24 protein-coding genes are annotated in these 22,038 nt (G+C 50.6%); 10 read left to right on the top strand and 14 right to left on the bottom strand.

Going from position 1 to position 22,038, the window contains the following annotated elements:
* Window positions 1-89 precede the first annotated feature (89 nt).
* A complete protein-coding gene (locus tag TH5_RS08870) occupies window positions 90-629 on the bottom strand; it encodes a hypothetical protein (protein WP_114121557.1) in 540 nt (179 codons plus the stop codon).
* Between the two features lie 271 nt (window positions 630-900).
* On the bottom strand, window positions 901-1,782 hold the full coding sequence (locus TH5_RS08865; RefSeq protein WP_147250082.1) for a hypothetical protein: 882 nt from the start codon (window positions 1,780-1,782) through the stop codon (window positions 901-903).
* 422 nt (window positions 1,783-2,204) lie between these two features.
* On the opposite strand from TH5_RS08865, the gene TH5_RS08860 reads away from it, so the two are divergent.
* The 3 genes from TH5_RS08860 (at window position 2,205) to TH5_RS08850 (ending at window position 4,071) form a co-directional block, all read left to right on the top strand.
* The gene (locus tag TH5_RS08860; protein ID WP_114121555.1) at window positions 2,205-2,867 is read left to right on the top strand and encodes a non-canonical purine NTP pyrophosphatase; all 663 of its coding nucleotides are present in this window, start codon (window positions 2,205-2,207) and stop codon (window positions 2,865-2,867) included.
* A gap of 88 nt (window positions 2,868-2,955) precedes the next feature.
* Window positions 2,956-3,438 (top strand): hypothetical protein, encoded by a 483-nt coding sequence (locus TH5_RS08855; RefSeq protein WP_147250081.1) that lies wholly within the window; start codon window positions 2,956-2,958, stop codon window positions 3,436-3,438.
* Between the two features lie 51 nt (window positions 3,439-3,489).
* Window positions 3,490-4,071: a hypothetical protein gene (locus TH5_RS08850; protein ID WP_147250080.1), complete on the top strand. Its 582-nt coding sequence runs from the start codon at window positions 3,490-3,492 to the stop codon at window positions 4,069-4,071.
* A gap of 23 nt (window positions 4,072-4,094) precedes the next feature.
* Here TH5_RS08850 and TH5_RS08845 read toward each other — a convergent pair whose 3' ends face one another.
* Window positions 4,095-4,481, bottom strand: a complete 387-nt coding sequence (locus tag TH5_RS08845) for a DUF2513 domain-containing protein (protein WP_279627756.1) — start codon at window positions 4,479-4,481, stop codon at window positions 4,095-4,097.
* A 192-nt stretch (window positions 4,482-4,673) separates the two neighbouring features.
* Between TH5_RS08845 and TH5_RS08840 the strand changes: the two genes are divergently transcribed.
* Window positions 4,674-5,498: a hypothetical protein gene (locus TH5_RS08840; protein WP_114121551.1), complete on the top strand. Its 825-nt coding sequence runs from the start codon at window positions 4,674-4,676 to the stop codon at window positions 5,496-5,498.
* Between the two features lie 60 nt (window positions 5,499-5,558).
* Here TH5_RS08840 and TH5_RS08835 read toward each other — a convergent pair whose 3' ends face one another.
* Together TH5_RS08835 and TH5_RS08830 are read right to left on the bottom strand one after the other, a co-directional pair.
* On the bottom strand, window positions 5,559-5,936 hold the full coding sequence (locus TH5_RS08835) for a hypothetical protein (RefSeq protein ID WP_114121550.1): 378 nt from the start codon (window positions 5,934-5,936) through the stop codon (window positions 5,559-5,561).
* Between the two features lie 99 nt (window positions 5,937-6,035).
* A complete protein-coding gene (locus TH5_RS08830) occupies window positions 6,036-7,280 on the bottom strand; it encodes a Panacea domain-containing protein (protein ID WP_114121549.1) in 1,245 nt (414 codons plus the stop codon).
* 530 nt (window positions 7,281-7,810) lie between these two features.
* Between TH5_RS08830 and TH5_RS25295 the strand changes: the two genes are divergently transcribed.
* Complete coding sequence (locus TH5_RS25295; RefSeq protein WP_147250078.1) at window positions 7,811-8,092, top strand: hypothetical protein; 282 nt, start codon at window positions 7,811-7,813, stop codon at window positions 8,090-8,092.
* On the opposite strand, the gene TH5_RS08820 is transcribed toward TH5_RS25295, so the two are convergent.
* Both TH5_RS08820 and TH5_RS08815 read right to left on the bottom strand, forming a co-directional pair.
* Window positions 8,081-8,383 carry a hypothetical protein gene (locus tag TH5_RS08820; protein ID WP_114121547.1) on the bottom strand — a complete coding sequence of 101 codons (303 nt, stop codon included), beginning with the start codon at window positions 8,381-8,383 and terminating at the stop codon, window positions 8,081-8,083. The genes TH5_RS25295 and TH5_RS08820 overlap by 12 nt on opposite strands.
* Window positions 8,384-8,850: 467 nt before the next feature.
* Window positions 8,851-9,426: a hypothetical protein gene (locus tag TH5_RS08815; RefSeq protein WP_114121546.1), complete on the bottom strand. Its 576-nt coding sequence runs from the start codon at window positions 9,424-9,426 to the stop codon at window positions 8,851-8,853.
* Between the two features lie 548 nt (window positions 9,427-9,974).
* On the opposite strand from TH5_RS08815, the gene TH5_RS25480 reads away from it, so the two are divergent.
* The 4 genes from TH5_RS25480 (at window position 9,975) to TH5_RS08790 (ending at window position 14,610) form a co-directional block, all read left to right on the top strand.
* Entirely contained in the window at window positions 9,975-12,332 is a 2,358-nt protein-coding gene (locus TH5_RS25480) for a peptidoglycan-binding domain-containing protein (RefSeq protein ID WP_167443504.1), read from the top strand.
* Window positions 12,333-12,799: 467 nt separating this feature from the next.
* Entirely contained in the window at window positions 12,800-13,306 is a 507-nt protein-coding gene (locus tag TH5_RS08800; protein WP_114121544.1) for a hypothetical protein, read from the top strand.
* A gap of 79 nt (window positions 13,307-13,385) precedes the next feature.
* Complete coding sequence (locus tag TH5_RS25290; RefSeq protein WP_147250077.1) at window positions 13,386-13,724, top strand: hypothetical protein; 339 nt, start codon at window positions 13,386-13,388, stop codon at window positions 13,722-13,724.
* 85 nt (window positions 13,725-13,809) lie between these two features.
* Complete coding sequence (locus tag TH5_RS08790) at window positions 13,810-14,610, top strand: hypothetical protein (protein WP_114121542.1); 801 nt, start codon at window positions 13,810-13,812, stop codon at window positions 14,608-14,610.
* A gap of 315 nt (window positions 14,611-14,925) precedes the next feature.
* On the opposite strand, the gene TH5_RS08785 is transcribed toward TH5_RS08790, so the two are convergent.
* The 7 genes from TH5_RS08785 to TH5_RS08755 all read right to left on the bottom strand — a co-directional run bounded on the left by TH5_RS08785 (window position 14,926) and on the right by TH5_RS08755 (window position 19,864).
* Window positions 14,926-15,495: a hypothetical protein gene (locus tag TH5_RS08785; protein ID WP_114121541.1), complete on the bottom strand. Its 570-nt coding sequence runs from the start codon at window positions 15,493-15,495 to the stop codon at window positions 14,926-14,928.
* Between the two features lie 81 nt (window positions 15,496-15,576).
* Window positions 15,577-16,290: a hypothetical protein gene (locus TH5_RS08780; protein ID WP_147250076.1), complete on the bottom strand. Its 714-nt coding sequence runs from the start codon at window positions 16,288-16,290 to the stop codon at window positions 15,577-15,579.
* Window positions 16,244-16,522 carry a hypothetical protein gene (locus TH5_RS08775; RefSeq protein ID WP_114121539.1) on the bottom strand — a complete coding sequence of 93 codons (279 nt, stop codon included), beginning with the start codon at window positions 16,520-16,522 and terminating at the stop codon, window positions 16,244-16,246. The genes TH5_RS08780 and TH5_RS08775 overlap by 47 nt, the downstream gene beginning before the upstream one ends.
* A 3-nt stretch (window positions 16,523-16,525) precedes the next feature.
* Window positions 16,526-17,251 carry a helix-turn-helix transcriptional regulator gene (locus TH5_RS08770; RefSeq protein WP_114121538.1) on the bottom strand — a complete coding sequence of 242 codons (726 nt, stop codon included), beginning with the start codon at window positions 17,249-17,251 and terminating at the stop codon, window positions 16,526-16,528.
* Window positions 17,252-17,291: 40 nt separating this feature from the next.
* Window positions 17,292-18,185 (bottom strand): helix-turn-helix domain-containing protein, encoded by an 894-nt coding sequence (locus tag TH5_RS08765; RefSeq protein ID WP_114121537.1) that lies wholly within the window; start codon window positions 18,183-18,185, stop codon window positions 17,292-17,294.
* A gap of 52 nt (window positions 18,186-18,237) precedes the next feature.
* Complete coding sequence (locus TH5_RS08760; RefSeq protein ID WP_114121536.1) at window positions 18,238-18,795, bottom strand: hypothetical protein; 558 nt, start codon at window positions 18,793-18,795, stop codon at window positions 18,238-18,240.
* Between the two features lie 100 nt (window positions 18,796-18,895).
* Window positions 18,896-19,864, bottom strand: coding sequence for a putative Ig domain-containing protein (locus TH5_RS08755; protein WP_114121535.1), 969 nt, complete (start codon window positions 19,862-19,864; stop codon window positions 18,896-18,898).
* A 580-nt stretch (window positions 19,865-20,444) separates the two neighbouring features.
* On the opposite strand from TH5_RS08755, the gene TH5_RS08750 reads away from it, so the two are divergent.
* Complete coding sequence (locus tag TH5_RS08750; protein ID WP_114121534.1) at window positions 20,445-21,188, top strand: ATPase, T2SS/T4P/T4SS family; 744 nt, start codon at window positions 20,445-20,447, stop codon at window positions 21,186-21,188.
* Window positions 21,189-22,038 lie beyond the last annotated feature (850 nt).

Genomic DNA, 22,038 nt, shown 5'->3' with positions numbered 1-22,038 from the left:
TTCCTTGTGTTCCTGTCGTAAATCCTTCGTGGTAAACCTGTCACGTCGAAAACTCACCACGGCTTGGCGTGTGGATGGCAAGATTATAGTTAAACCGGAGCCATCGAATTGAACACCGGCAGTTCTTCCAGCTCTAAACGCTTCTCTTCTGGGTAGTTGCTTTCGGTGGGATAGACAAAACAGTTATCTACAATCACAGCCCAGTTTTGTGGGTTCCCGAAATATTGGGTTATTTTGTCGCGGTCGGCCGGATCTTGCAGATCGAATACGACTTGACTCTCTAGTCCCGTATACAGGCTAATCCACAAGTCCACGACATAGCGGCGATCCACCACACAAAAATCGTGACCGCCTACACACTGAATCTCGTCATCCGTGCACTCTGGGTTCTGTTCGCAAAGGAAACCATAGATATCTGCACGACCAGGGTAATCGCTGGCAACAACGCGTGCGCAATTGGTACACGTCCCCATTGGCTCACCGCTGGGCAAATAAGCTATGATGTCTGCCTTCGCGCGCTCTTCAGGCGTCATGAGCTCCTGGCGTTTTTCAGTTGACATACACGCGTAATAGACGCCGATTTCCTCTTCGGTAGCATAGCGCTGTTCAAGCTCGGTTTTTACATTCATGATTAGCCTTTATGCGATATAGCTCCGGTTCGAAAACAGCATTTATTCGTCGCACCAATGCCCCATATACAGAGCAAAACTCCGAGTTAGGGTCTGTTTATGGGGCAAAGATTTATGCAAAATGTTTCAAGGAGAGCATACCGGCAAATCAGGAAATAGTCCTAATGGATTCATACGAAACAGAACTGGAGCGCATATCTTGAGGCATTACTAAGAGGTGCTTGCCATGAACATCCATGAATTAGTCTATCTTTCGCTTGTTCTGCCGAGCTCAAACAAACTCTTTTGCCAGCTCATCCTCAATGGCATGAACATCGCACAGAGGTAGCTCGACAAGAACAATAGCATCTCTGGGAACGAATGAATGGTATTCACCATGGTCGCTTTGCAGGCGCATGATCGACCGTCCGCTAAGGTAAGTGTACGTCTCGTGCGCACATTCCGCCATTGTCACGCTCTCGATCTTACATCCCTCTTTGGTGTGTACCACCGTGGTACGGAATTTGCCTTCAATGTCGTCGATATGAATGCCCTTATCTTCAAGAAAAGACTGCACAAATCCCCGCAAGACGCCGTCACCTTCCAGTTCCTCATCCCTGTGAAGACTAAGCGCACTCTCATACAGCCCTTGTGCCTCTGGAGATGGGAACCAGTCCTCGGTGGAGGGACTTGTCTCACTATCTTGGGAAGCTTCATCCAAAAGCCAGATACGCTCAACGAGTAGCGGGTCAAAAACCAATGCCTTATTGTTAAGAGTCTGAACCTGGAGCCATTGATTTTGCATCTCCCCGAATGTATCAAGTTTCCCCATAATATACTCGCGAGTAGACCACGTAATGGGATACCAATGCGTAACGCCGTCACCGGTACGCAACTTGATTCCGAGATGTCCCCAATAAGGATCAATGAGATCCTGCTTTGGCTTCAAACAAGTCCAGTGATGTGCAGATGGAATGGGCGTTTTGTTTTCCAGTAGAAGTTTGAGGTTATAAACACTTGTTTCGAAAACTACAGCCAACATGCTGAGAGCGTCGGCCTCACCCAACTGAGGAGCAATACTCTTAAAGTCGTCAGAGAATGCCAGAGGCATAGTAAAGCTCGAGCGCAATTTACGATACAATTTGTCGAATTTCATATTTTGAATCCAATCCACGTGGTGCAACCTTCGCAAAGATAGAAAGAAAAATGTTTGACGTGTCAAGGAAAATTGGACCAATTTTGTTTGGTGTCTTTACCGTTGGACGATGGCAGGCAGTATTTTGCCGTGCCGCAGGAAGCTCACAGCCACTAAAGTCGCGAACTAACTAAGGATTAGTAGGCTGATATGGCTTGCTGAAGATGTCATCCTTCATCCTCCGCGGCCTAGTGATTGCGCGCTTTCTGCGAGCGACGGATTCATGTGTGCAAGTTCTGTATGGCTTCCGCAGTAGATAGGATTTCCTTGGCCAAGGAAGTGACTTTCAAGTGCGATCGGTCAACTGTATTTTGAGTTTTACCTCCATCTGTTAGTTTCTCGTTACGAAGCAAAACGTTCTATGTTATCCTTTCGACATATCTTTTCTTTAGGGACGCAACATGAAAGAGAATGGCAACCAACCGGCAGCAACCGTGACTGCATGGCTGGAGAATATTGGCAATTATCGCTTTGTTACGTCGAACAGACACAAAATCGATGAGCTAAAAACGATCAAGTGGCCACTGGGAATCGAGCAGGGTCTCGACCTTCCTGAGATCGACGGCCCTCCTGTGGAGATTGCTATCTACAAGGCAATTGCCGCCGGTGCTGGGCGGATTGTGGAGGACAGTATTCTTCTGATAGATGGCAAGGAAGTCGTCGACATCAAATGGAGCTACCGAAAGGTCCTGGGAGCCATTCTGTCTGACGGACAACCGCACGAAATCGTGTGGCAGTCGACCATGGGCTTGAACGACGGAGAACGCATCTTCATCTTCGAGACGCAAACGGAATGCGATTTGGTTTCCAATCCAGATACGAGCCTCCCAAATGCCATCGCCTTTGACCCATATCTCCGGCCGAGCGGGGTAGAACTGTCATTCCACGAATTGCGTGGGACAGGGGAGCGGGAAATCTTCAATCCGCGGTCCCGGAATGCAAGGAAGCTTCTAATCGGCGAGCATACATTGGTTCGGCCGATTAATGAGGTGCCTGAATGGAATGGGGCCTACCAGTCGGCTTCGGCTGAAGGTAGGCCAGTTGGCTCTGAAAAGGCTTTCTAATGCTGGTGTCTTTCCATCCGTGAGAGTTGAATTCTTTAAAACCTGGCCCCTTTTGTGGGCTACCCGCTACTTCGGATGGGACATTGCCATGAAATTCCTCGAAACATCGTTTCTCGCGCTTGGAATTATCGCTGCCACAGCATGTTCAGTTCAGGCTCAGGAATACGGCATCCACTACACCATGGGCTCTGTTTACACTGCCTCCGAAGGTGTCTCGTCCGGCATCAAGCTATCGGTAAGTGTTGACACATCTCGACTTGACATCACGGACGGCGTGTCCCCGGGAGCGTGTGTTGATGCGAAGGTTACAGCGGCGGGCGACGGTACAGTCACCAACTTGGTCTCCTTTGTCGAAGGTGGGGATTCTGACAAGTTCGGTGTTTGCTCACCTACGGAAAAACCGTGCGGATTTGTCCTGGCGGCCGGAGAAAGCTGTAATGTTGGTATTCAGCTAACCGGTTCCGGAAACGCGGACTTTTCTTCGTCGGTTGTCGTCACGGGAACAGGCGCTCGCGAAGTGAGAGTCGGGCTGCAAGCAAGCAGTTCCGGCTTCGCTACAGAGCTCAACTGACATCACGCGGGCTTTAACCATGTCGAGTTCCCCCTGAGGAGGCAATTAACGATGACAAAACACCTCACGGTCTTTCACGGATCTGTTTCCATGGAAATAGAGCCTGGAGAAAGTTTGGAAGGGCTGTTTAATGATGAGCTTATTGGAAAGGGTGGGGATGCGAACTCGGCCTTGGGCTTGCACACATCTTTTTCCCGATGGGTGGCGATTGAATATGCCGAAAACCTTGGTCGAATTACACAAAAGCTTCCGGTCGTCTACGAAATCAGTGTTCCCGTTAATCGCATTACCTGTTTGCTCGGGACATCTGAATACCTGGGGATGGTCGACGGTGAAAGAGTTTTGACCCACAAGGATTTCTCGGCAATCCGTTCTTCAATGATTAAATCTGGCATTGATGCAGTCGTCGTTGAAGGCTGCGAGGATATTGATCCTTGCGTACTTCTTCAGCCGTCCAAGTGCTCCGTAATCTCCCGCTATACCGCCGACACAATGTCTTTACGCCTTGAGGCAGGCGAAATCGCGGAGGAATCAATTCTACCCAAGGGCATTGAATGGGTGTCAGGTGGCGACTTCCTGACCCCGGAAGAATTGATGTCAAACCGCCTAGCCGCGGCACCGGCACCGAATTAGGCCGTCGCTGGTCGGTCCCGCTTTTATTTTGAGAGTTCGATACCAGTGTGTTTCTCGAGCTGCGTTTTCGCGAAGCCTTTGGCAACGTCGACCAGAAAATCGAACGTAAACACTCCGGCTTTCCGTACTCCCGCCCTGGTCTTATTCCAAACCTCTTCGTCTCGCACGCTATCAAGAAAGTCATGACCATCCCAAAGGATGCGCTCAACATGCCAGTGTGTGCCAGTACGTGCAAACATGACAAGGTTCCGTTCGGACAGAAGCTGAATATGATGTGATAGTTGTCGGGCGCGATTTTGCGAAAGCTCTGTATCCTCGATGCCGAGGATTTCACATTCTTCACTGCTAAGGCAAACGAAATCAGCTCGTCCGCCCTCTATCTCAAGCATCAAGCTCCGTATCAGTTCCACGTCTCGTTGCACGCCCTCTATCCTCCTCTGGCGGCGAAGTTAGTTACAGAAGGTAGCGGATAATTCAGATACTTCACAAGGCATGTTTTGACTGATATCGGGGGCCTCCGAAACATGGGGCTTGCGACTTTTTCTAGATGTTTTCCTTTCCTCTGTATATTCTTTCCTTAATCACCATGGAAAGGAAATGACATGCCTTCGCATAATGCCTCCGATACAGATGAAAAGATTGTCCAACCGGGCAGCTGGTTTGAACGAATTCGCCGGATACGTATGAATGACCTGCAAAACAAAATCGCTGAAAAAATGACTCAGATGTCGAGCATGATGCTTGAAGGCCAGCTACCCGACTACGCCGGGTACGATATTCAAAGAGACGCTTTGGATATTGCATCACTGGCTCAGGAAATGGCGAATCTGGTGACCAACCCTTTCTGGGTGCTGCCTCCGATTGGGACAATCGTCACAGTCAATGTCGGGGATGCATCCCGGCCTAACGATGTGCTTGGTGTTCCAGCCCTGTTCGGCGACACACGCCCGGTTGATGGTACACGTTGTGTAATTGTTGGTCATAATCCGTCCGCCCCAGAGCCTTTGGTGCTTACCCCGCTGCATGACTATCAGAACCGCAATGGACGCCATGTTGTCGTCACGGATGAACCTCACTTTTCCGATTTCAGCTACGATGATCTGGTTCCGGTCGGGAAGTCGACAATGGAAGGTGGGGAAGTCTTCGATGGGTACCATTATGTCAAGACACATACCCGCTCAGGACCAGCGCATGCATACCAGGACGGGATGTTGAATACCGTGATGGCGCTACAGGCCGACGGCCGCGTTATCGTACTGGCTCACGGAGCGGTTACGGTCGCCAGCGCAAACGGAGAGAGGGGTGTTCATTGCATTGGGCTGGCAAAAGACTTTGAAGAGATCCGGGAAGCCATGAATTTCACCCCGATCAACAAAGCAACGGCACTGGACGCCGAAGCCATTAGGCGCCCAGCGCCACGAATGTAACTCATCACATTCAGGCGTCAGGTACGAGCAGTCGATGGTGGTTCGGCTGCTCGTCCTGTTCTATGGTGCCATGGGTGCGTCCGGCTGGGAAACTGGCTCCAACCGGCTTTCTACCCAGGCAACGACAGCTCCTTTTAAGCCCTCCGTGTCGTCGAAGGCATATTCACCCAAGGTCGCCATATAGAAGCTGTCCTGATCGCCCGGTGTTGAATACCCGAATTCATTCAGGACGAATGCACCATCCATCGTGAAAACCTGAACAGAGAGGGTCGTTTCTGTGTAGCTGGCGCTAGCGGCCGACGATAGCGCCTTCACCACAATTTCGTCATCGACACTCTCGTCTTCGGCCGGACTGTGTTCAGCTTTGAAGCCGTAGGGTTCCAGTGCTGTGGTCAGATCCGATAATGCCTGTTTAATCTTGATGGTGACAAATGACATGGGGCGCTCCTATAGAAATTCAGGTCCGACTTAACGGACTGTATCGGAAAGTTATGCATGGTGAACAAGGGATTTTCGTCGCTCGGGCTAACCTAGACCCTACATCCCGCCCCAAGGGCCACCCCTCGGACCTTTATCCTTTTGGTAGCTGATGATTGGTCCATCGGCTGCATGATGTCGATCAACCGGCTGGAAACCACACTGCGACAATACATCGGCCGCGCGCGAGTACGGGATGATACCAAGAAGTAATATTTCGGAGGAAAACGCAATGGGCGCATGCATTTCCCTGTTGCGGGGAGAGCCGAAGATTAACGTGTTGTCATTGGATTTTAGCGCCATGATTTCCAGGCCGTATCCGTTGCCATCGTCTTCCGTCCTGGAATGTGTTGGACGGTAAGCATAGGTTTTAAGACGCGGCCCAGGATTATCGACAGCAGTTTCTATGACTGAACCGGCGTTTGTGGTCACCACGGTTTTTGCACCGGGAACTTCAGGATCATCAATCAGAACGGTATGCGGGTGCAGAGATTGCGGAAAATATCCCACGATTAACCCAGGTGTACCCGCGGCTGGAAGGTAGTCGCTCTCCTCTTTGCTATCGGTGAAGACAACCTCAGTACCAAGAGGAAGAAGCGTTGTGCGCGGTTCTTTCTTGAGACTGACGAGCTTTGCATTAAGAGCCTCCAGGCTATCGCGATAAAGCTCCACGCGCTTCTGCATCAACTGGACCTTTTGGGCGGCACCGGTTCGCTTCAGAATCCGTAGTCTTTCTTTCAAATGGACCTGGACCTTCTTTGTCTCGGAAATTGCTTCGTTGAAACCCTCTTCGTGCGCCTTTTGCAAGGCGTGAAGGTCATCTTCATTATTGAAACCGGGAATCTCGATTTCCCAATTCTCGAACTCTCGAAAGAACAGTCTTATATCCTCATCGGAAACCACTGTTCCCGGCTTGACGTCAAAAAGTGTGGAGGCTGGGCCATCATCAATATTGAAAAGCGTCGATAGCGTGACACTGTCGGCAAAACTGACGAACTCGAAAACATTCTCAATCAGTTTCTCTGCTTTGAAACTAAGTTCTTCATCATTCAAGGAAACCGGAAGAAGCTTCGAAATCGCAGTTCCCCTGAGCTGATAAAGGTGCTCTCTATGCAAGTGTTCAAGAACCGGGCCATATCTGTAGGATATGACCGGCTCTGAAACCAGAGCCTCCCTTGTCTCTGCAAGATGAAAACCATGGCAAAGATATATCAACATCATCATCTGCGGCTCATCCATCCGGCGCCCATTTTTAGCCGCCAGTTTGAGAAGCTTGTTTGCAACAATTGCGGAGCTGTATGCCATATCGGTTCAACCATCATGATTTCGTTCTTCGCAGGCTATCATCCCCTAACGCAAACGACGACACTCACGGCGATACACTTCGTTTCTGGCTCCGTGGAAGATCCATGGAAGATGTTCGGAACCTTTAATAGTGATATCCATATTAAAGGTTGGCACAATAACCTTTAATAAGGATTGTGTTGTTAAAGGTTACATCGATGAAGCGCGCTCAATTATGTGAGAGGCTCCAAGAGAAATACTCTCCGACGTCAGGATGTGGTGTGGTGCGCGCTGAAGAGGTACTTGGTTCGTTCGCCCTCCGTCTCCGTCAAAGGATAATCCATCAGGGTTAAATCCGATCCTGATAGCATTGGCAAATCAGGAGCTTCTGAGCCGCCCTTGCTTTTCAACCCGCCACCGCCGGGTCATGCGCAGGAATGCTTGGATGAAACACTGGCTTGAGTACGCTGACCTTGTCAATTATCTGGCCGACGCAGTGGTAGACAGCATCAAGCAGGAAAAGAAAGCAAATCCTGTTGTGGAGAGAGCGCGTGCAGCCCCGCAAGGGTTCCGCAGCTGCCAAGACACTAGGCCGCCTTGTCAATGTGCCCTTCATCACTCCAAGGTATCTTGAAGGCCTTATCGAATGCTCGTACCCTGCGGCCAACAATGCGATTGAGGCCCTTGTAGAGAAAAAGGTTCTCCGTGAAAAAACCAATCAAAAGCGAAATCGGATATTTGTTGCCGAAGAGGTTCTTTCCATTCTTGGGCACGCGCATGGGGTGCCGCCGCAAGAGGCGTTGGAAGAGGCACAGCGATTATTAAGCCTGTGACGGGGTGCCTTCTCGACGTTCCTTTACTAACGCAGCAACCTTTTCGTTGATAATCTGCCAGCCGCGAAACGCCGCACGATTATTGTCCTCAGCCATATACCGGGCGTACTCGTCATTTTCTGACTGGAGGGCTGCGCATGTGGCGACTAACTTCTCTAAATCACTCCTGAGAAGTTCGATAGTTTCTACGTTTTCACCCTGACCCATCGACACGTGACTTGAGATAAGCTCATTGTCGACCGCTTCAGTTTGTTTCAACCAGGCTTTGATTCGGTTCAAGGAACAGGTCATTTTCTTTATCCAAACAAAAGGGTTACTCGTACTGGTATGCGCAGTGCCCCGCAGTCACGGGGAAAACTCAGGTCAATAAATGATGCGGCAAACGCTACGAGAGGCATACCCCCACATGCGTGGGGAAGCCGTTGCTGCAAGGGCAGGGATGCCCGAACTGACTGGTGTACCCCCGTGTGCACGGGGAAGACAACTACCGGGAGGAGGCATAGCTGGCAGCCCAGGGTGTACCCCCACATGCGTGGGGAAGCCTGAAAGGTTTGCCGTCAGATGATGAACCTTTGCGGTGTACCCCCACATGCGTGGGGAAGCCCCTTAGATGTAAACCTTTGTAAACGCGCGATCTATATTTCTATGACCACACAAATGCCTAGAATTTAATCAAGTATGGGATGACAAATTAGCCTTAAGATTTATCCTTGTCAACACAATCGGTAATCCTTGTTGGCCTGATCCGGTTATTCAGGTCAGTCAATCTGCCGCCACCGCTTCATCTCAGGAAACATCGCCGCTCCACCCCGATTGTGCAGAGACGTCATTCCTGCATGGGCCAAACCATGGATGCCAAGGTAACCGGTAACCCGGCCGTAAGGGCGACCCAGTTCACTTGAAAGCAACTGACTTCGCACATTTGCCCCGGAGGAGCCATAGGCATCATCTTCAATGATAATTTCCGGCTTTAAGCCAAGATGCATGCCTGCGGCCCAAGCCCATGCTGTAGCTTCTGGGTCAGAACACTGCATCGCGGGCTGAAAGACCTCTGAATCAGGCCCCAGCTTTTCCACATCATCAAGCATGAGCTTCAGGCCTTCACGAAGGTCGTCACTCATTAAATGGCGATATCGGCCAGGTGTGATTGCAACATGCCCGGCCTCATGTAAAAGGTCACCGATCGCGCAAACTTGTGGATCGACCACAAGTGACCCTGCACGGATAACAACGCCGTCACAGAAGCCAGAAACGCCTGCTTCAAAGGTCGCATTTAAACCGACTGTGTCGGCCAGAAATTCCACAACTTTGTGAAGGTCACTGGTACTGGTCATAACGGAACCCGCCTGTTATTCACCCATACGCAGGAGAATGGGAACAAGGAAAAGACATTGCAGAAAAAGAGCCGAAACATTGCTACCATTTTTGACAACTTTTTCAAGCAAAAGTGATGACAAAGTCCTAATGGCTGTGCAACAAGTAATGGAAATACCGGGACAGAAGGACAGATCATGCGTTGTACACTCCCTGCCATATCGATGTTGGCAATACTTGCGTTAAGTGGATGTGTAACCGGAGACGGACAGTCTCAGGGAACATCTGTCAGCCAACCGGCGCAATATGCCATATGGGAACAACAGGTGCTGTCTGCTTTGCCCGCGGATGCAGACCGCCAGAGATATGTGTTGGCCCAACAGCAGAGTCTGCTCGTAAACGGACAGTATCGAAGAGCTGACGGCCACATAGTACCGGTTCCGCTGAATGTGCAGTCATCTGATGGTTATTCGATAGGCGAGCGGAACGCCACTTCTGGGGAGAAATACCAACAAGACACGGATGCCAAGCTGAAGTTGTCGACTATCGGTCTGGAGTAACCAGTGGTATGACGACTAGCGCCCGCAAAGCCTTCCTCTGGCTTGTTCTATTCACGCTCGCCTATCTCGCAGTCGAATTGCATTTTAATGCCACTCTGCTGTCCATCGCGAGTTCCGCCGTCAGCACGGCGGCGCAGATTTCTGATGTTGAGCATTACGGCCGAACTGTCAGCGGGTTTGGCTTCGGGCTGACCCTTCTTGGGTTTCTCGCCGGTTCAGGTTTTCTTCCGAACAGTAAATTGGCACTACTTTGGGGTGCCGGAATGATTGCATCGGTCGGCGTGTTCTGGTTCGCTCCCGGGGAAGAGTTAGCATTTGTCTTCTTCCCGGTTGTTGGCACAATCCTCGCAGGATTGATAGCGTACATCTCGCTTCAGGAACCCGAGAACACGGGTATTCTCAAGTGTCTTGTGGTCCTTGCAACGTTTATGACGGCAGTCCCCGGAATGTATTTCGGTCAGAAATACCTTCTCGATGAACTCGTAATCAACCCTTCATCCGGGGAAGACCGGTTGCTGGCCAAAAACATCGCGCTTCTCAAGTCAGGGCTCTCCAACTACAGCGTTGCGATCGATGAACTGGATCTCGAGGCAATGGGCGGACGTGAAACTCCTGAGGCACAAACGCTTCTGAGCCTCATCGGGGCGGTGGCCATGAACGCGGAGCCCTTCGTTAATTCGATCATGGACAACGCAACCCGCAAAACCATCGTTGAACAGGTGGCGCGCAATCGAATGCTGGTTGACCTTGATGAAAAGTACGCGCAGTACCAGGATGCTGGCGCAAATTTCGAGCGGGACTTTGTTCAGATATATGGGAAACATTCGAAAGAATACGGTGACGTTCCTAGCCGAGCTGGCCGAAAGGTCGATGAGGAATGGAGCCGTATGCAGGCAGAGCTCGATAACAGCTTCAAGCGCTACACAGCGGCATCTGACCAGTTTCTCGAAGACATGCGTGAATTCTATGGCCAAATCTATCCTGACCGGTTGCAGAGATTTTACAAGAGCCTGGGACGCTGCGACACGCGCGCATGCGTCAACAAACATCAAGAAGACTTCAATAAACAATGGGCTCGCTCGCGCTCCAAGGCTCCGGCCCCGGATCAGATGGCTTTTTGCCGTAGAGAAACAGATGGAGAAGCTGCTGGTCGAGCGGTTGGTGATTTCGCGGGACTTCGGCTTCTGGATCTGTTTGACAACCTTCAGGGTGATAGGCAGTGGAAATGCCCGGCCGAGCCGAACACCGTGTTCAACAGGGTTGTTGAGATACACATTCCGTCCTTCACCGAAAGCTCCGGTGGCAGGCCACCGTTTATGAGCCAACAAGAGTTCCGCGCGCATTCGAGCGTCATTCAGGAAGTGCGCAATCAACTGGCCGGGCGAGGCCTTAAACTTCCACCCAGTTGGACTCCGCTTAACAAGCAGGCATTTGCAGACGCGGTCTATGAGAAAGCAAACGGCGAGCGCGTGGCAAAATGGCGAACGTCAATAACCAATGCGCTTGGCTTCTATCTTCCGCCCGGGCTTTCCCGGCAACAGTTGATATCTCAAAAAGACGTTCAAAGCGTCATTCGACAAAAGGTTGGTGATGACATCTACATATCCGGCTGGAGGTGGGACTGGTCACATGAAGCCTTCACTCGGCAAGTGGTACTGCCTCGAATAGATCAGGCAATCAAAGACGAAGTTTCCGAGTTCAAAAGCAATGCTGTGAATTATGCAGACGGCGGTAGCCTGGAAGAACTCGGGAAATCGGCATATCGAGCAATTCTGGTACCGGTGATATCGCTGACCTTGTCGCTAGCATTTGCCATCTTCACAGCCGTGAAGGCTGTGAGCAGTATCGTCCTTCTGTTGACTGGAGGCCACCGCTACGCACTGATTGCAAGCAAGTTTGCCGTTCTGGCCGCAGCAACACTCATTGTGTTTGCGCCATTGTCTATAACGAATGCCTATACCGAAAGCGGCGCTTACAAACGCCTGCACTTGATGGCGATGGATAGCAGCCCCGCGGTGGCGTCCCTGGCCGACTGGACGATACGAATAGAACCTATTATCGCCCCGATCGGGATGGCGATGGTGCGCACCTACAATCCGCTGGGTGCGGCGATAGTGGACGACAAATCAGAGAGTGGCGATGAAAGCAGCCCGACCCGGCCCGTAAATTTGCCGGATGACTATGCGCCTGAACTGAACGCGAATATGGTCCGGGAGGTCCAAAAAGCCGTGGGGGCAATCCCGGACGGAGATTATGGCCCCAACACAGCACGGGCCGTCAGAAACTGGCAACAGAAAAACGGTTATGAACCGGCAGACGGGCGAATATCGGTTCGACTACTGCAATTCGTACGTGAAAACACATGATTGTTGTCAACATATGTTTTGCTTGTTGACTTGCTCCGGATTTCAAGGAGAATGAGGTTTATTCTTGAAGGATAGATTTGAGTCTCGCGGTCTTTGATCGTGAGATGCTACTTTCATGAGTGTTGGCGTTGGAATGGTTCAAGCCGGTCCATACCACTGTGAAAGCTGTGGGGCGTCCGAAATTGGGCCACATGACAAGCCAAGGCCGCTTTCTGAAGAAGAACAGAATTGTCAGTGGTATGCGCCAAACTCAGAACCTGGGTCCTCGGCGAACGTCATCGCTGGTAAAGTAGTCTCTTGCCACGAAATGGAGACAGCATACCGCCTGAAGTTTGAAGGTAATGACGACTGCGGCAAACCCGGCATGGTTGAGGATTGGTTTCGGGAGATAAGGAAAAAGAGTCCCTCGTTTTCTTGAAACGATAGTACCGTCCGTATCATCACACACATCTGAACTGGGAACCGCTATGTCGAACGACAATTCCAAGCCGCAAGGCACGCCGCTATCTCGTCTGTCAGAGGCGAAGCACCTGAATAGCTTAATCAAAATGCTCGATGTCGTTGGTAAAGGGGATATCGATGAAGGTATTCTCGCCTTGTCAGTTCTTCTGGCTTCGGATTATCTAGAGCAGGCGAGAGACGCGTCATGGTTGGTGAAGATCATGATGCTGATGGCCGAACACAAAGCAACGAACGGAAATATTCTTGATGTCCGCGCTAGCGGCTTAACCGGCTTGCCCAAGCAGGAAGCAAACAGCATGGTGCGAACCGTCGAGGGGCTGCTCAGTGAGAATGCAGCGCTTAAACAGCAGTTTTTTGATGCATCTCGTGATGACATTTCCGAGAACGATGTCACTGAAGCTCGCCATTTGTGGGCAATGCTCGGCAGTGGCCCGGAACATATGGAATATGCGATCTCGAAGGTCGCCAAGCCAATGCTGGAAGAAGTTACAAGTAGCGCGCCCAGCATGTGATTATCGGCCGGACTGAGCCGGTGTAGCAGAAGCCCCTCGGCCACCACTGATGTCCCAAAACTGCAAGGATAGCGCCCAAATGCCAGTCAAAAAAAACTTAGACCTCGGAAGACCTCTTGAGTTCGGTGACATTGAGCATGATTTCGTTTTTCCGATCCAAAAGGAAAATAACGGTCGAGTTTTTTGCTTCTGTTGCCAGGATAACGGGCGTGACACTGATAATCTTGTCCCTCTGAGGCTTAGTACCGGTGTTTTCACCACACTGACCCGCAGCCAGAACGGGGAACCTGTGTTCCTTTGCTTGGAGCATATCCCTTATGGCGATGGTTCGGTTGAAATCTTCACACCTGAAGTGACTGAATTACTCAGACAGAAGCGCAATAAACAGAATACGGGAAATGCAGCGCCTCGGATGTAAGGCTTGTCGTGATGCTTTGGGTGTTTACGGCAGGGAGGCTGATTGGCCTGTGGTTACTTGAACTTGTTGGGCAAAGAGGTAGGGCATGAGTCACTGGCTTCTGGATGTGATAGCTGACAAACGCACCCGGGCGTTGAAAGAGGCGGCTCGTGCCCAGTTGTTTGGTAGAATGACGCAGGAAGCACCGGCGCTCAATACAGAACTTCTGCTCGAGGTTGTTGCTGCGCTCGAACTTGCCGTGCTCGACCTAGATGCAGAGCGTCTGGGCCCAGATGATGAACGTCTGGCGTTTCTGCACAAAGCTGCGACAGATGCATTCCGATTAATGAGGGTATCGGCCCTGCCAGATGCACAAATGGCTGCTGCAACCCAACTGCTGCGAGCTTCTGCACTCGCCGTCATTGGCAATCATGGCGCGGAAGCAGCCCAATGGCTGAGAACTTTGGAAGTTGAACAGGGTTGGCCTAATCTGCCGCTGAATTCGGATAATTGGGGGGAACGTTGCCGCGCTACTCTCGCCGATATCTGGCTGCGGTTGATGTGCGGGAAGGACGGGGATGACCGCGATGTTATTCTGGCTCGTGTGTCTACCCTGCGAGCTGAACAACAAGAACTCGAACAAAACTATCTAGCATCTCTTGGCGGCGTGGAGGCCAAACGCTCTGCACTTGAGTTGATTGCCATCTACCACCTGACCAAAGCCGCGGATGTCCTGGCCCATTTCATCACCGGTGGAGTAGAAGAAGACAGCTATCAAGTTCAATCTGTTCTTGATTTGCACTTTGATGGCGCTATTGCCGCTTGTGATACCGGCAATCTGCTGGAATTGGGGCCATTGACGTGTTTACTTGCGCGTGCTGCTACTCAAATGGTGGAAGGTTGTTAGCGGGGAAACCGCTGACCAATGTTTAGTTTCAGTAAACTACTAATTTCACCGATAGCTGAAAGTGCAGTATTTGCTGAAACTATTCGCCTGTAATGGGTCTATGGCTACCAGAGGTACTGCAACCATGTTTCCAGAACGGACTTCTCGCCCCATGTCGTCCTTCTACCCCTGTCATATATTCACCCTGTTCCTTTTGAACTTGAGACCGGAACAAGTGCGCGGGCTTCAAATAAAAAAAGCGCTCAGAAACTATCAAGAAAAAGGCCTCCCATGTGAGAGGCCTTTTTATCTCATAGGCAGCATCCAGCTTATCTCTTACTCCGAGACCACTGCGAAAGTCCTTTTCACTGTTACAGTGATAGTCGCGTCGTCAGTTACCTTGGTGACAGATGGTTCGGACAGGAGTTCATCATACGGGAACTGCAAAGTGTAATTTCGGGAAATCAGTTGCGCCGAAGTGACCTTCTCTTTGTCATCGACACTGATTGGTTCCAATTTCCCTGTCACAACTCGCATATCAACACGAACTTCGTTGTCATTGAGATTGTAGGCAGCACTCAGATCCATACCTGTTCGCAGAACATCCTTGACTTCGACTGTCTTGCTTTCGCCCTCAACGGAAGCAGAAAAGGAGGCGAATTCCTGCTCGCGATGGGCTGAGATCGCAGCGCGCGAGGGTTGGTCCGGGTAGACGGCAAAAGTGGTGATGTACTTTTCAACGTCTTCTGAGGATGCTTTTCCAGACGTGACCGAAATCTCAAACATCGTAGTTGGAGATTTCGGAGAGTCATACGCCACCAATCCTTTTGCAGGTACGGCCAGATATAGCATGGATACGCCAAGTAGTAGTGCGTGTGCGCACGCGAGTTTTATCGAGTGAATCATCTGAAGTCCTCCTGAGAAATTAATTGGCTTGCGCCAGGAGGCGGGAATAACCGCCTGAGCTATCGTCTGCGCAGTGCATTCTTAATCTGACTCGCCTCCGAGCAGCCTTTTCACCGTCACCGTGATTTTTCCCTCATCAATTACCTTGGTAATTGATGGCTCGGAAAGGAGTTCATCATAAGAGAACCGCAAGTTGTGAACTTGAGTGGTGATGTCGGGCACCTCGATTTCTGCATCCCCTTCACCGAATTTGTTAAATTTCGCAAAAGTGACTCCCAACTGAACATTGATTTGTTTGTCATTCGGGTGATAGGTGGCGTGCATCTCCATGCCAGTTTTCAAAACATCCTTGGTTTTAATTGTCTTGCTACCGCCTTCGAGAGAGTCAGAAATCGTGGTTTCCGTTCTGGAGACATATTCGCGTTCGCTATTCTGCCAAATAAGCGCGTGTGCAGATCGATCTTTGAAGATGTAGAGGACAGTGTTGCCACTTGTGACGACCTTGGCGTCCGGTTTATCAATGGCCAGAGAAATCTCAAACATGTCCGTTGGAACCGCCAAGGGGTCAACCACAACGACAGCTTTTGCAGGCATGGTTGCCCACAGCAATAGCATCGATACGCAAAGAAGCAGCACGCCTGTGCATGCGAGTTTCATTGAGTGAATCATCTGAAGTTCTCCGACTTTAATTGGCTTGCGCCAAGGAATGTAAATACCCGCCCAAGCTATCGCCTGCGCAGTGCATCCTTTACTTTTGGATCTCCTGAAGTTCGGAACACCAAAGAGCGATTTCACGCTCATCCTCAAGTTTTAGGATTGCGATCCTGCCGTGCGCACACCAAGAAATTTGGGTTCCCGTCATACCGCCCGGCCACAACTTCCGTGAACGGATGTGCTCATGGGTGATCGAGCCACCTTCACAGGTTGGGGTGTTGTCAAACAACTGAAACAGCCCTTTGCGACGGCGCTGACCAACCTGATACTTGTACCCTTGCGTCATCGACACATCATGAAAGCCGTAGGGCATCAATTATGCTCCGAGCGAATCACAAGAGGTGGGGATAGCCACTCTGTAGGATGCATTTGACAGCAAACTTTCGTGCTGCCCCTCGGTCAGGAGGCGAAGCCTTTCGTGTCGCACATCGGCCATCAGATGACCCTCATTAATCGGAGTGTTTCTCAGTCGTGCAGCTTTGTTCTTGAAATACAGTTCCCATGCCCAGTTCATGGAAACACCTAAACGGAACGAGGAAACGGTAACTGAAATTTCTGATAGCGCGCGGCCGCTCAGCTCTCCACTTTCAATGACGCGCCGGAAGGCTTCCTGGTCTCCTCGGCTAAAATCGTGCTGAAACCGGGTGCAAACATTCTCGACCGCATCGTAGGCCAGAAACAATTCGAAACAGCGACTTTTGACCGATTTGGCGATTACGTCCTTGTGAGTGCCCCAGCATGAGGTTGCCTGATACATTGAGGTGAGGGCTTCCTGTCCCACTTTGGATGCAACCCAGGAAACACCCGCCTTGCAATGCTGGCTAATCCATTTGAGGCGCACTTTACTCAGTGCGAAAACTTCTCCTCTGATACGGTCAGTGGTCGTTTCAAAGAAAAACGCGAGTTTCGACACGAGCGCCTGCGAAATCTCCGCAGTGCCATCTTCACAGGCGATGAGATGCAATGGGTCAACTCCCACGGAGAGAGCGACGTCTTCGACGCTGAGCTTATGCTTGACGCGGAGTTCCTTGAGCGCGTTCATGCTGTTTTCCTTCTTGCGACACAGATCGGGGAGCTTGGGTTTAATCGCGACAGGCTTCGTCCACGATTTCGCTGAGCGGCATGTCGAGCATGACAATCTCTCGCGACGGAACGTACCAATCACAGTCGCCCCCGAAGTCCGAAAAGCTAATCATTCGAGGCACGTTGCTACACAGGTTCCCGATGGCCGCTTCAAACACTGCCAGACAACCTGAATTGCACAGGGTTTCCGTACGGGTAGTGCCATCGACCATATGGGTGTTGGTCGCGGTCATGGCATCATGAAGGTCAAGAAGATCTGAAATTTCCCACTTTTCCATAAATTTCGTTGCGAGCTGATGGAAACTTACAGACATTCCCTCAGGGAAATCCCCTTCAGCGAGTGAGATTTCCACTGCGCCTTTGAAGACTTCCGCAGGATAATAGTTAGAGACATGGAATGGCGCGTCCCGATAGGAGCTTGGCATTTCAGCAGCCTCGTCGACGAACGTAATTCGCTCGATTTTCAAGGCATCAAAGACAAGCGCCCTATTGTTCAAGGTCTCGGCCGCAATCCATAATTCACTGCGGCTGTCGTCTGCCTCGAGGCACTCAGTAATTTCCTGATAAGCCTCTACCGAAATCGGATACCAGTGAGTGACAGACACTCCCTTTAGCTTGATGCCGATGTGACCCCAAAAGCCAAACTCGGTGAAGTCATCAAATTCTTTCGTCATCATAGCAGTAGAGACAACGTCATCCGAGAATGGATGTTTTCCCGAGAGGTGCAGGACGCTTGTCCCGAATGCCACCGCCAAATCCCGCCAAAGGGTTTGCGACGGCTCAACAACACCTTCTTCCACATCATTAATGTGCTGCGGTGGAACATCCACCATCTCGGCGAGATCCTCGACAGAAAGCCTGCGGGCCTCACGAAGGATTCGGATTCTTGACATCTCGCTGTTCTCCTTAAATTTTAAAGGAGAATATGAGGCGGCATTTTACATGTCAACATAATTGTCTTTGTTCGGTTGAAGAATTAGACCTTCGCAGCATGGGCCGCTCGGAAGTGTCAATCCCGGAAGTAAGCTCTGCGGGGATGTCGAGAGTTTCGGTATCGTTTTCGAGTAAAAGCATAGCTCTGCAAACTTGAACTTGAGGCTTTTCATCCAAGTGGAGTGACCCTGAGTCATGGAGCCAGCATAGGGTGCGAACGAAGCGCGTAAGAATATTCTTTGATGCTTCCTTCCACATAGCCGCGTCACCCTGCCCTACAGAAACGTTCTCCTCACTTGCGGTGGGTTGAACTACGTCATCGCCTTGCTCAGATTGGCGTTTCTGTTCGCACCTCGCAACCACGAACCCAAAGTCCGACAGGTCTCCCTGAGCGTCAAATTCGTTTTCGTGAATAGCTGGGAACTTGCCCCACGCCAACGGTCGCCAGATATACCGGTTCCCGGCGAATACCCATTGAAAAGGGCCAGTCGAAATAGGGTCACCAAACAAGGCTTGTGCAACGGCAAAGTTCAGTGCACGACCGTTAAGGGTTGAGATTTCAACTTTCATGGGTGGTTTCCCTCGTTTCTGCGTGATACATCGCTAAAAACCTCTTCGACGACACTATCATATTGTCCAGAGAAGTACTGACTCCACGCGCGGCCTCAACTCAAGCAGGGTCGCGGCGAACACACCGAACGTAACGCGGGTTCTGGGCGCTGCCAGCCACCATCAAGCCGGGAGATGAGGCGGAAGTCACATTTAGCATGGAAATTGATGAACCACTCGAACCGAATGTATGCGTTGTCCAATATTGGGCTGGATCGGGGACATAATTGTACGGCTCTCCCTCCAAAGCAGCTTGCCCTAAAGGCAAAATTTTCTTTATGATCGAGTGAGAAGGTGCATACCAGTCGTCGTACCCCTGAACATTTGCTTCCGCACAAGCTGTTGCAGCCGAAGGGGTGGTTACCGACGGGTTCACATTGGTGAACCCCAAGATGCCAGCCTGAACACCAAAGCCGTCTGAGTCTCCAAAGTATGCATCCGGCCCCAAAGCGGCTTCCAGCCCAGCCCAGTGGCTTGGGTCAGACGCAATATAGAAAGGCATCGGACCCAAATCTTCCTTCATCATGAAGTAGCGGTATGATGGGCCGCTAAAGGAATGTGTCCCGATGTAAATTAACGAGTCTTCACACAAATCGCCGACGGATACTGCTTCGTCACAGGGACGATATTTAACAGTTATAATGAAAGGCTTTGAGTCGAACTTGTTCGCGCCGTCCGTAACCGTGACGGAAAAACTCGAAGTTCCTGGAGCGATTGGAATTCCCGACAGTTCAGTGACATTTCCGGTAACCGGGTGAAGAGACATCCATGCCGGTTTGTTACCCGAAGAAAAAGTCAGTTCCGGGCTGTCACCCGCGGCCGCTTCAATTTGAGCCTCGTACGTTTGATTGACAACGCCATCTGGTATCGAAGTCGTTGCAATCAATGGCCCATTTTCTTCAGATGGCGCTTCATTCTGGCCGTAAACGGAATATAAGTGGTGGCGAAACTGATAAGTCTGCGCAACAACGGGCGCTTCTGAAAAAGAGGCCGTTGCGAGCAATGACAGTATGATGAGGCTCTTTTGCATTTGCAAACCCTCTGGTTGGAGTGAACTTTGTAGTCCGCCCCATAAGGGAGGGGAATTCAGATATATCGCTGAGACTTGGATATTGGACTGTTTTGCTTACCGATGGTTGCGGGGTTGTAAGAAAATGTCAAGGAAAATAGAGATTTGTGCATACCCCACGCATGTGGGAAGAATTTAGCAAGGAAGACCAGTCGGGGGGTGTCAACATGTATAAGGTGGTAGGTTCTGTACCTTCAATCTTCGACCTCGTGGTCAAATTTTTCAGAACCTGGCGCGGGCGTTGAAGACATAATTTCCCGGACTTCTTCGGCGGTCAGGTCAATTGTTTTCAGTGCTACCCTTCGGCGATTCTTTGAGGTGCCGTGATTCTTTGACTGTATTCGATGTCTCATTTTGTTGCTTTCTGCTTTCATGTTTGCGCAGAAATAATAGGAAAAATCTGCTGAAAACGCTACTATTGATATGAAGAAGAGACTTTTATAGACAAACTTCTTGCTTTTTTGCCGCTCTGAATGAAAAAGTCTCTTTGGCGATGCTGTTCGATTAGCGCCCGTAGTGCAAAGATAAGAGAGTGAGATCAATGGATCCTTGTGCCCCAAAGAAAGAATGCCCGAAACTACAAGACCTTGGTATCACCCATATCGAAGAGTGGCGTAAGGGTATCTCGCAGCCCGATGGGCTTTGTCTGGTGTGTGGTCCAACGGGGTCTGGCAAGTCATTCACCTTGCATGCGAGTATCAGAAGTGATGAACTCTCTGGCATGCGCCTTCTCGACATTCAAAATACGCTCAGTGCCGATCTAAAGCAAAAGGTCGACAGATGTTTACGTGCTGGTCCAGAAGCTGTACTGGTTGACGAAATTCGCTCATCAGAGGACGTTTCGCTAATTCTGAAGACTGCTGGAACCGGCCACCTTGTGCTGACGACTATGCAGGCGAATTCAATACAGGAGGCACTTCAGAGATTGAGCGGCGAGTTGACGTCAAACAGGGCGGCGTGCCTTTCAGTTTTACGTGCTGTACTCTGCCAGAAATTGGTGAAGAAAATTTGCTCGACTTGCAGCGGTCAGAAGGTCGATGACAAAGGGGCTGTTTGCGCGGACTGTGGAGGTTCAGGTTCCGATGGCTACACGCTGGTGTCCGAATGCGTTTTCTTTAACAATGAGCAAGAAGTTGAAGCCGCATTAGCTGGTCATTACTCGTGGCCCTCAATCGCCGAAGATGCCTATGAGAAGGTTAGGCAAGGTTTCATCACTGAGCAAGAAGCGGTGAAAGTCGTGGGGCAAGAGTTGTCCGGAATTCTAAAGGCGACCAGTGCCGCATAGGCTGTTGCAGACGCCGGTCGAGAATTACGCCGGGCGCTCCTTGATGGAGCGCCCTTTATCATGCGAGTAAACTCCATCATCAGGCAAGGAAAGCTGCGCTTAAACGATCCCTCTCCTCTAATCCAGATAGCAGCGAAGCGGGGTCAATGAAGAATGTCACCTATCGGTATCCTGGTCGTGGACTTTCAGCCAGGAGCGGCAGTCTCAATCCGAAAATGGCATCACTTCCTGTAAAAAGCGGCGACATTCTGAAAATCTTGGACTTCAGGGTTGTACTCAGAAGCGCACTTAAGAGCGAACTGTCCTGAAGCTCGCAGGATGTATTCTAGCCTTTTGGATGCGCAGTTTCCACAGGAAATGAAGCCTTCCCACAAAGTCCCGTTGTCTCAAGTGGCTAATACCCCCGTACACGCGGGGAGGACGTCGATTAGGGAATGGAATTTGCCAAAGCAAAAGTCTGGCCAATGCGTGCGGGGAGATGTTTGAGATACGCAGGTTAAAGAGGATGCCCCACAAGCGTGAGGAAGTGTTTTTTGTATCACCCAAATTGGGATACTCCCGGATGCTCCGGGAAAGAGGATGCATTTGCTAGCTTTTCTTTTATCTGACCAAGGATAAGTGTCAAGGAAAACTTGCGGGCGTATTCCCCGCATGCGTGAGGAAGACCAAAGCGCTGTCCGAAATATGTATGCAAATTTCGGTTTCACCCCACGTCCGTGGAGAAGACAGTCACGCCCGTAACACCTTTAGCGAAAGCAAGCCTTGTCCATCCAAAATGTACTGTATATTGGACATTGAAAGGTATGTTACTAATTAAGTAAAAAATATTGGACATGGCGAGCGGGAAAGA

The sequence above is a fragment of the Thalassospira xianhensis MCCC 1A02616 genome, from assembly GCF_003326475.1.
GTDB classification, from domain to species: domain Bacteria; phylum Pseudomonadota; class Alphaproteobacteria; order Rhodospirillales; family Thalassospiraceae; genus Thalassospira; species Thalassospira xianhensis.
The sequence above is the reverse complement of the archived record's forward strand: the minus strand, read 5'-3'. Positions and strand labels throughout refer to the sequence as shown.

Bases quoted from the DNA above. Each gene is read 5' to 3' on its own strand.
- TH5_RS08870 (WP_114121557.1), bottom strand. From the start codon at position 629: ATGAATGTAAAAACCGAGCTTGAACAGCGCTATGCTACCGAAGAGGAA.
- TH5_RS08860 (WP_114121555.1), top strand. From the start codon at position 2,205: ATGAAAGAGAATGGCAACCAACCGGCAGCAACCGTGACTGCATGGCTG.
- TH5_RS08855 (WP_147250081.1), top strand. From the start codon at position 2,956: ATGAAATTCCTCGAAACATCGTTTCTCGCGCTTGGAATTATCGCTGCC.
- TH5_RS08850 (WP_147250080.1), top strand. From the start codon at position 3,490: ATGACAAAACACCTCACGGTCTTTCACGGATCTGTTTCCATGGAAATA.
- TH5_RS08840 (WP_114121551.1), top strand. From the start codon at position 4,674: ATGCCTTCGCATAATGCCTCCGATACAGATGAAAAGATTGTCCAACCG.
- TH5_RS08835 (WP_114121550.1), bottom strand. From the start codon at position 5,936: ATGTCATTTGTCACCATCAAGATTAAACAGGCATTATCGGATCTGACC.
- TH5_RS08830 (WP_114121549.1), bottom strand. From the start codon at position 7,280: ATGGCATACAGCTCCGCAATTGTTGCAAACAAGCTTCTCAAACTGGCG.
- TH5_RS08820 (WP_114121547.1), bottom strand. From the start codon at position 8,383: ATGACCTGTTCCTTGAACCGAATCAAAGCCTGGTTGAAACAAACTGAA.
- TH5_RS08815 (WP_114121546.1), bottom strand. From the start codon at position 9,426: ATGACCAGTACCAGTGACCTTCACAAAGTTGTGGAATTTCTGGCCGAC.
- TH5_RS25480 (WP_167443504.1), top strand. From the start codon at position 9,975: ATGACGACTAGCGCCCGCAAAGCCTTCCTCTGGCTTGTTCTATTCACG.
- TH5_RS08800 (WP_114121544.1), top strand. From the start codon at position 12,800: ATGTCGAACGACAATTCCAAGCCGCAAGGCACGCCGCTATCTCGTCTG.
- TH5_RS25290 (WP_147250077.1), top strand. From the start codon at position 13,386: ATGCCAGTCAAAAAAAACTTAGACCTCGGAAGACCTCTTGAGTTCGGT.
- TH5_RS08790 (WP_114121542.1), top strand. From the start codon at position 13,810: ATGAGTCACTGGCTTCTGGATGTGATAGCTGACAAACGCACCCGGGCG.
- TH5_RS08785 (WP_114121541.1), bottom strand. From the start codon at position 15,495: ATGATTCACTCGATAAAACTCGCGTGCGCACACGCACTACTACTTGGC.
- TH5_RS08775 (WP_114121539.1), bottom strand. From the start codon at position 16,522: ATGCCCTACGGCTTTCATGATGTGTCGATGACGCAAGGGTACAAGTAT.
- TH5_RS08770 (WP_114121538.1), bottom strand. From the start codon at position 17,251: ATGAACGCGCTCAAGGAACTCCGCGTCAAGCATAAGCTCAGCGTCGAA.
- TH5_RS08765 (WP_114121537.1), bottom strand. From the start codon at position 18,185: ATGTCAAGAATCCGAATCCTTCGTGAGGCCCGCAGGCTTTCTGTCGAG.
- TH5_RS08760 (WP_114121536.1), bottom strand. From the start codon at position 18,795: ATGAAAGTTGAAATCTCAACCCTTAACGGTCGTGCACTGAACTTTGCC.
- TH5_RS08755 (WP_114121535.1), bottom strand. From the start codon at position 19,864: ATGCAAAAGAGCCTCATCATACTGTCATTGCTCGCAACGGCCTCTTTT.
- TH5_RS08750 (WP_114121534.1), top strand. From the start codon at position 20,445: ATGGATCCTTGTGCCCCAAAGAAAGAATGCCCGAAACTACAAGACCTT.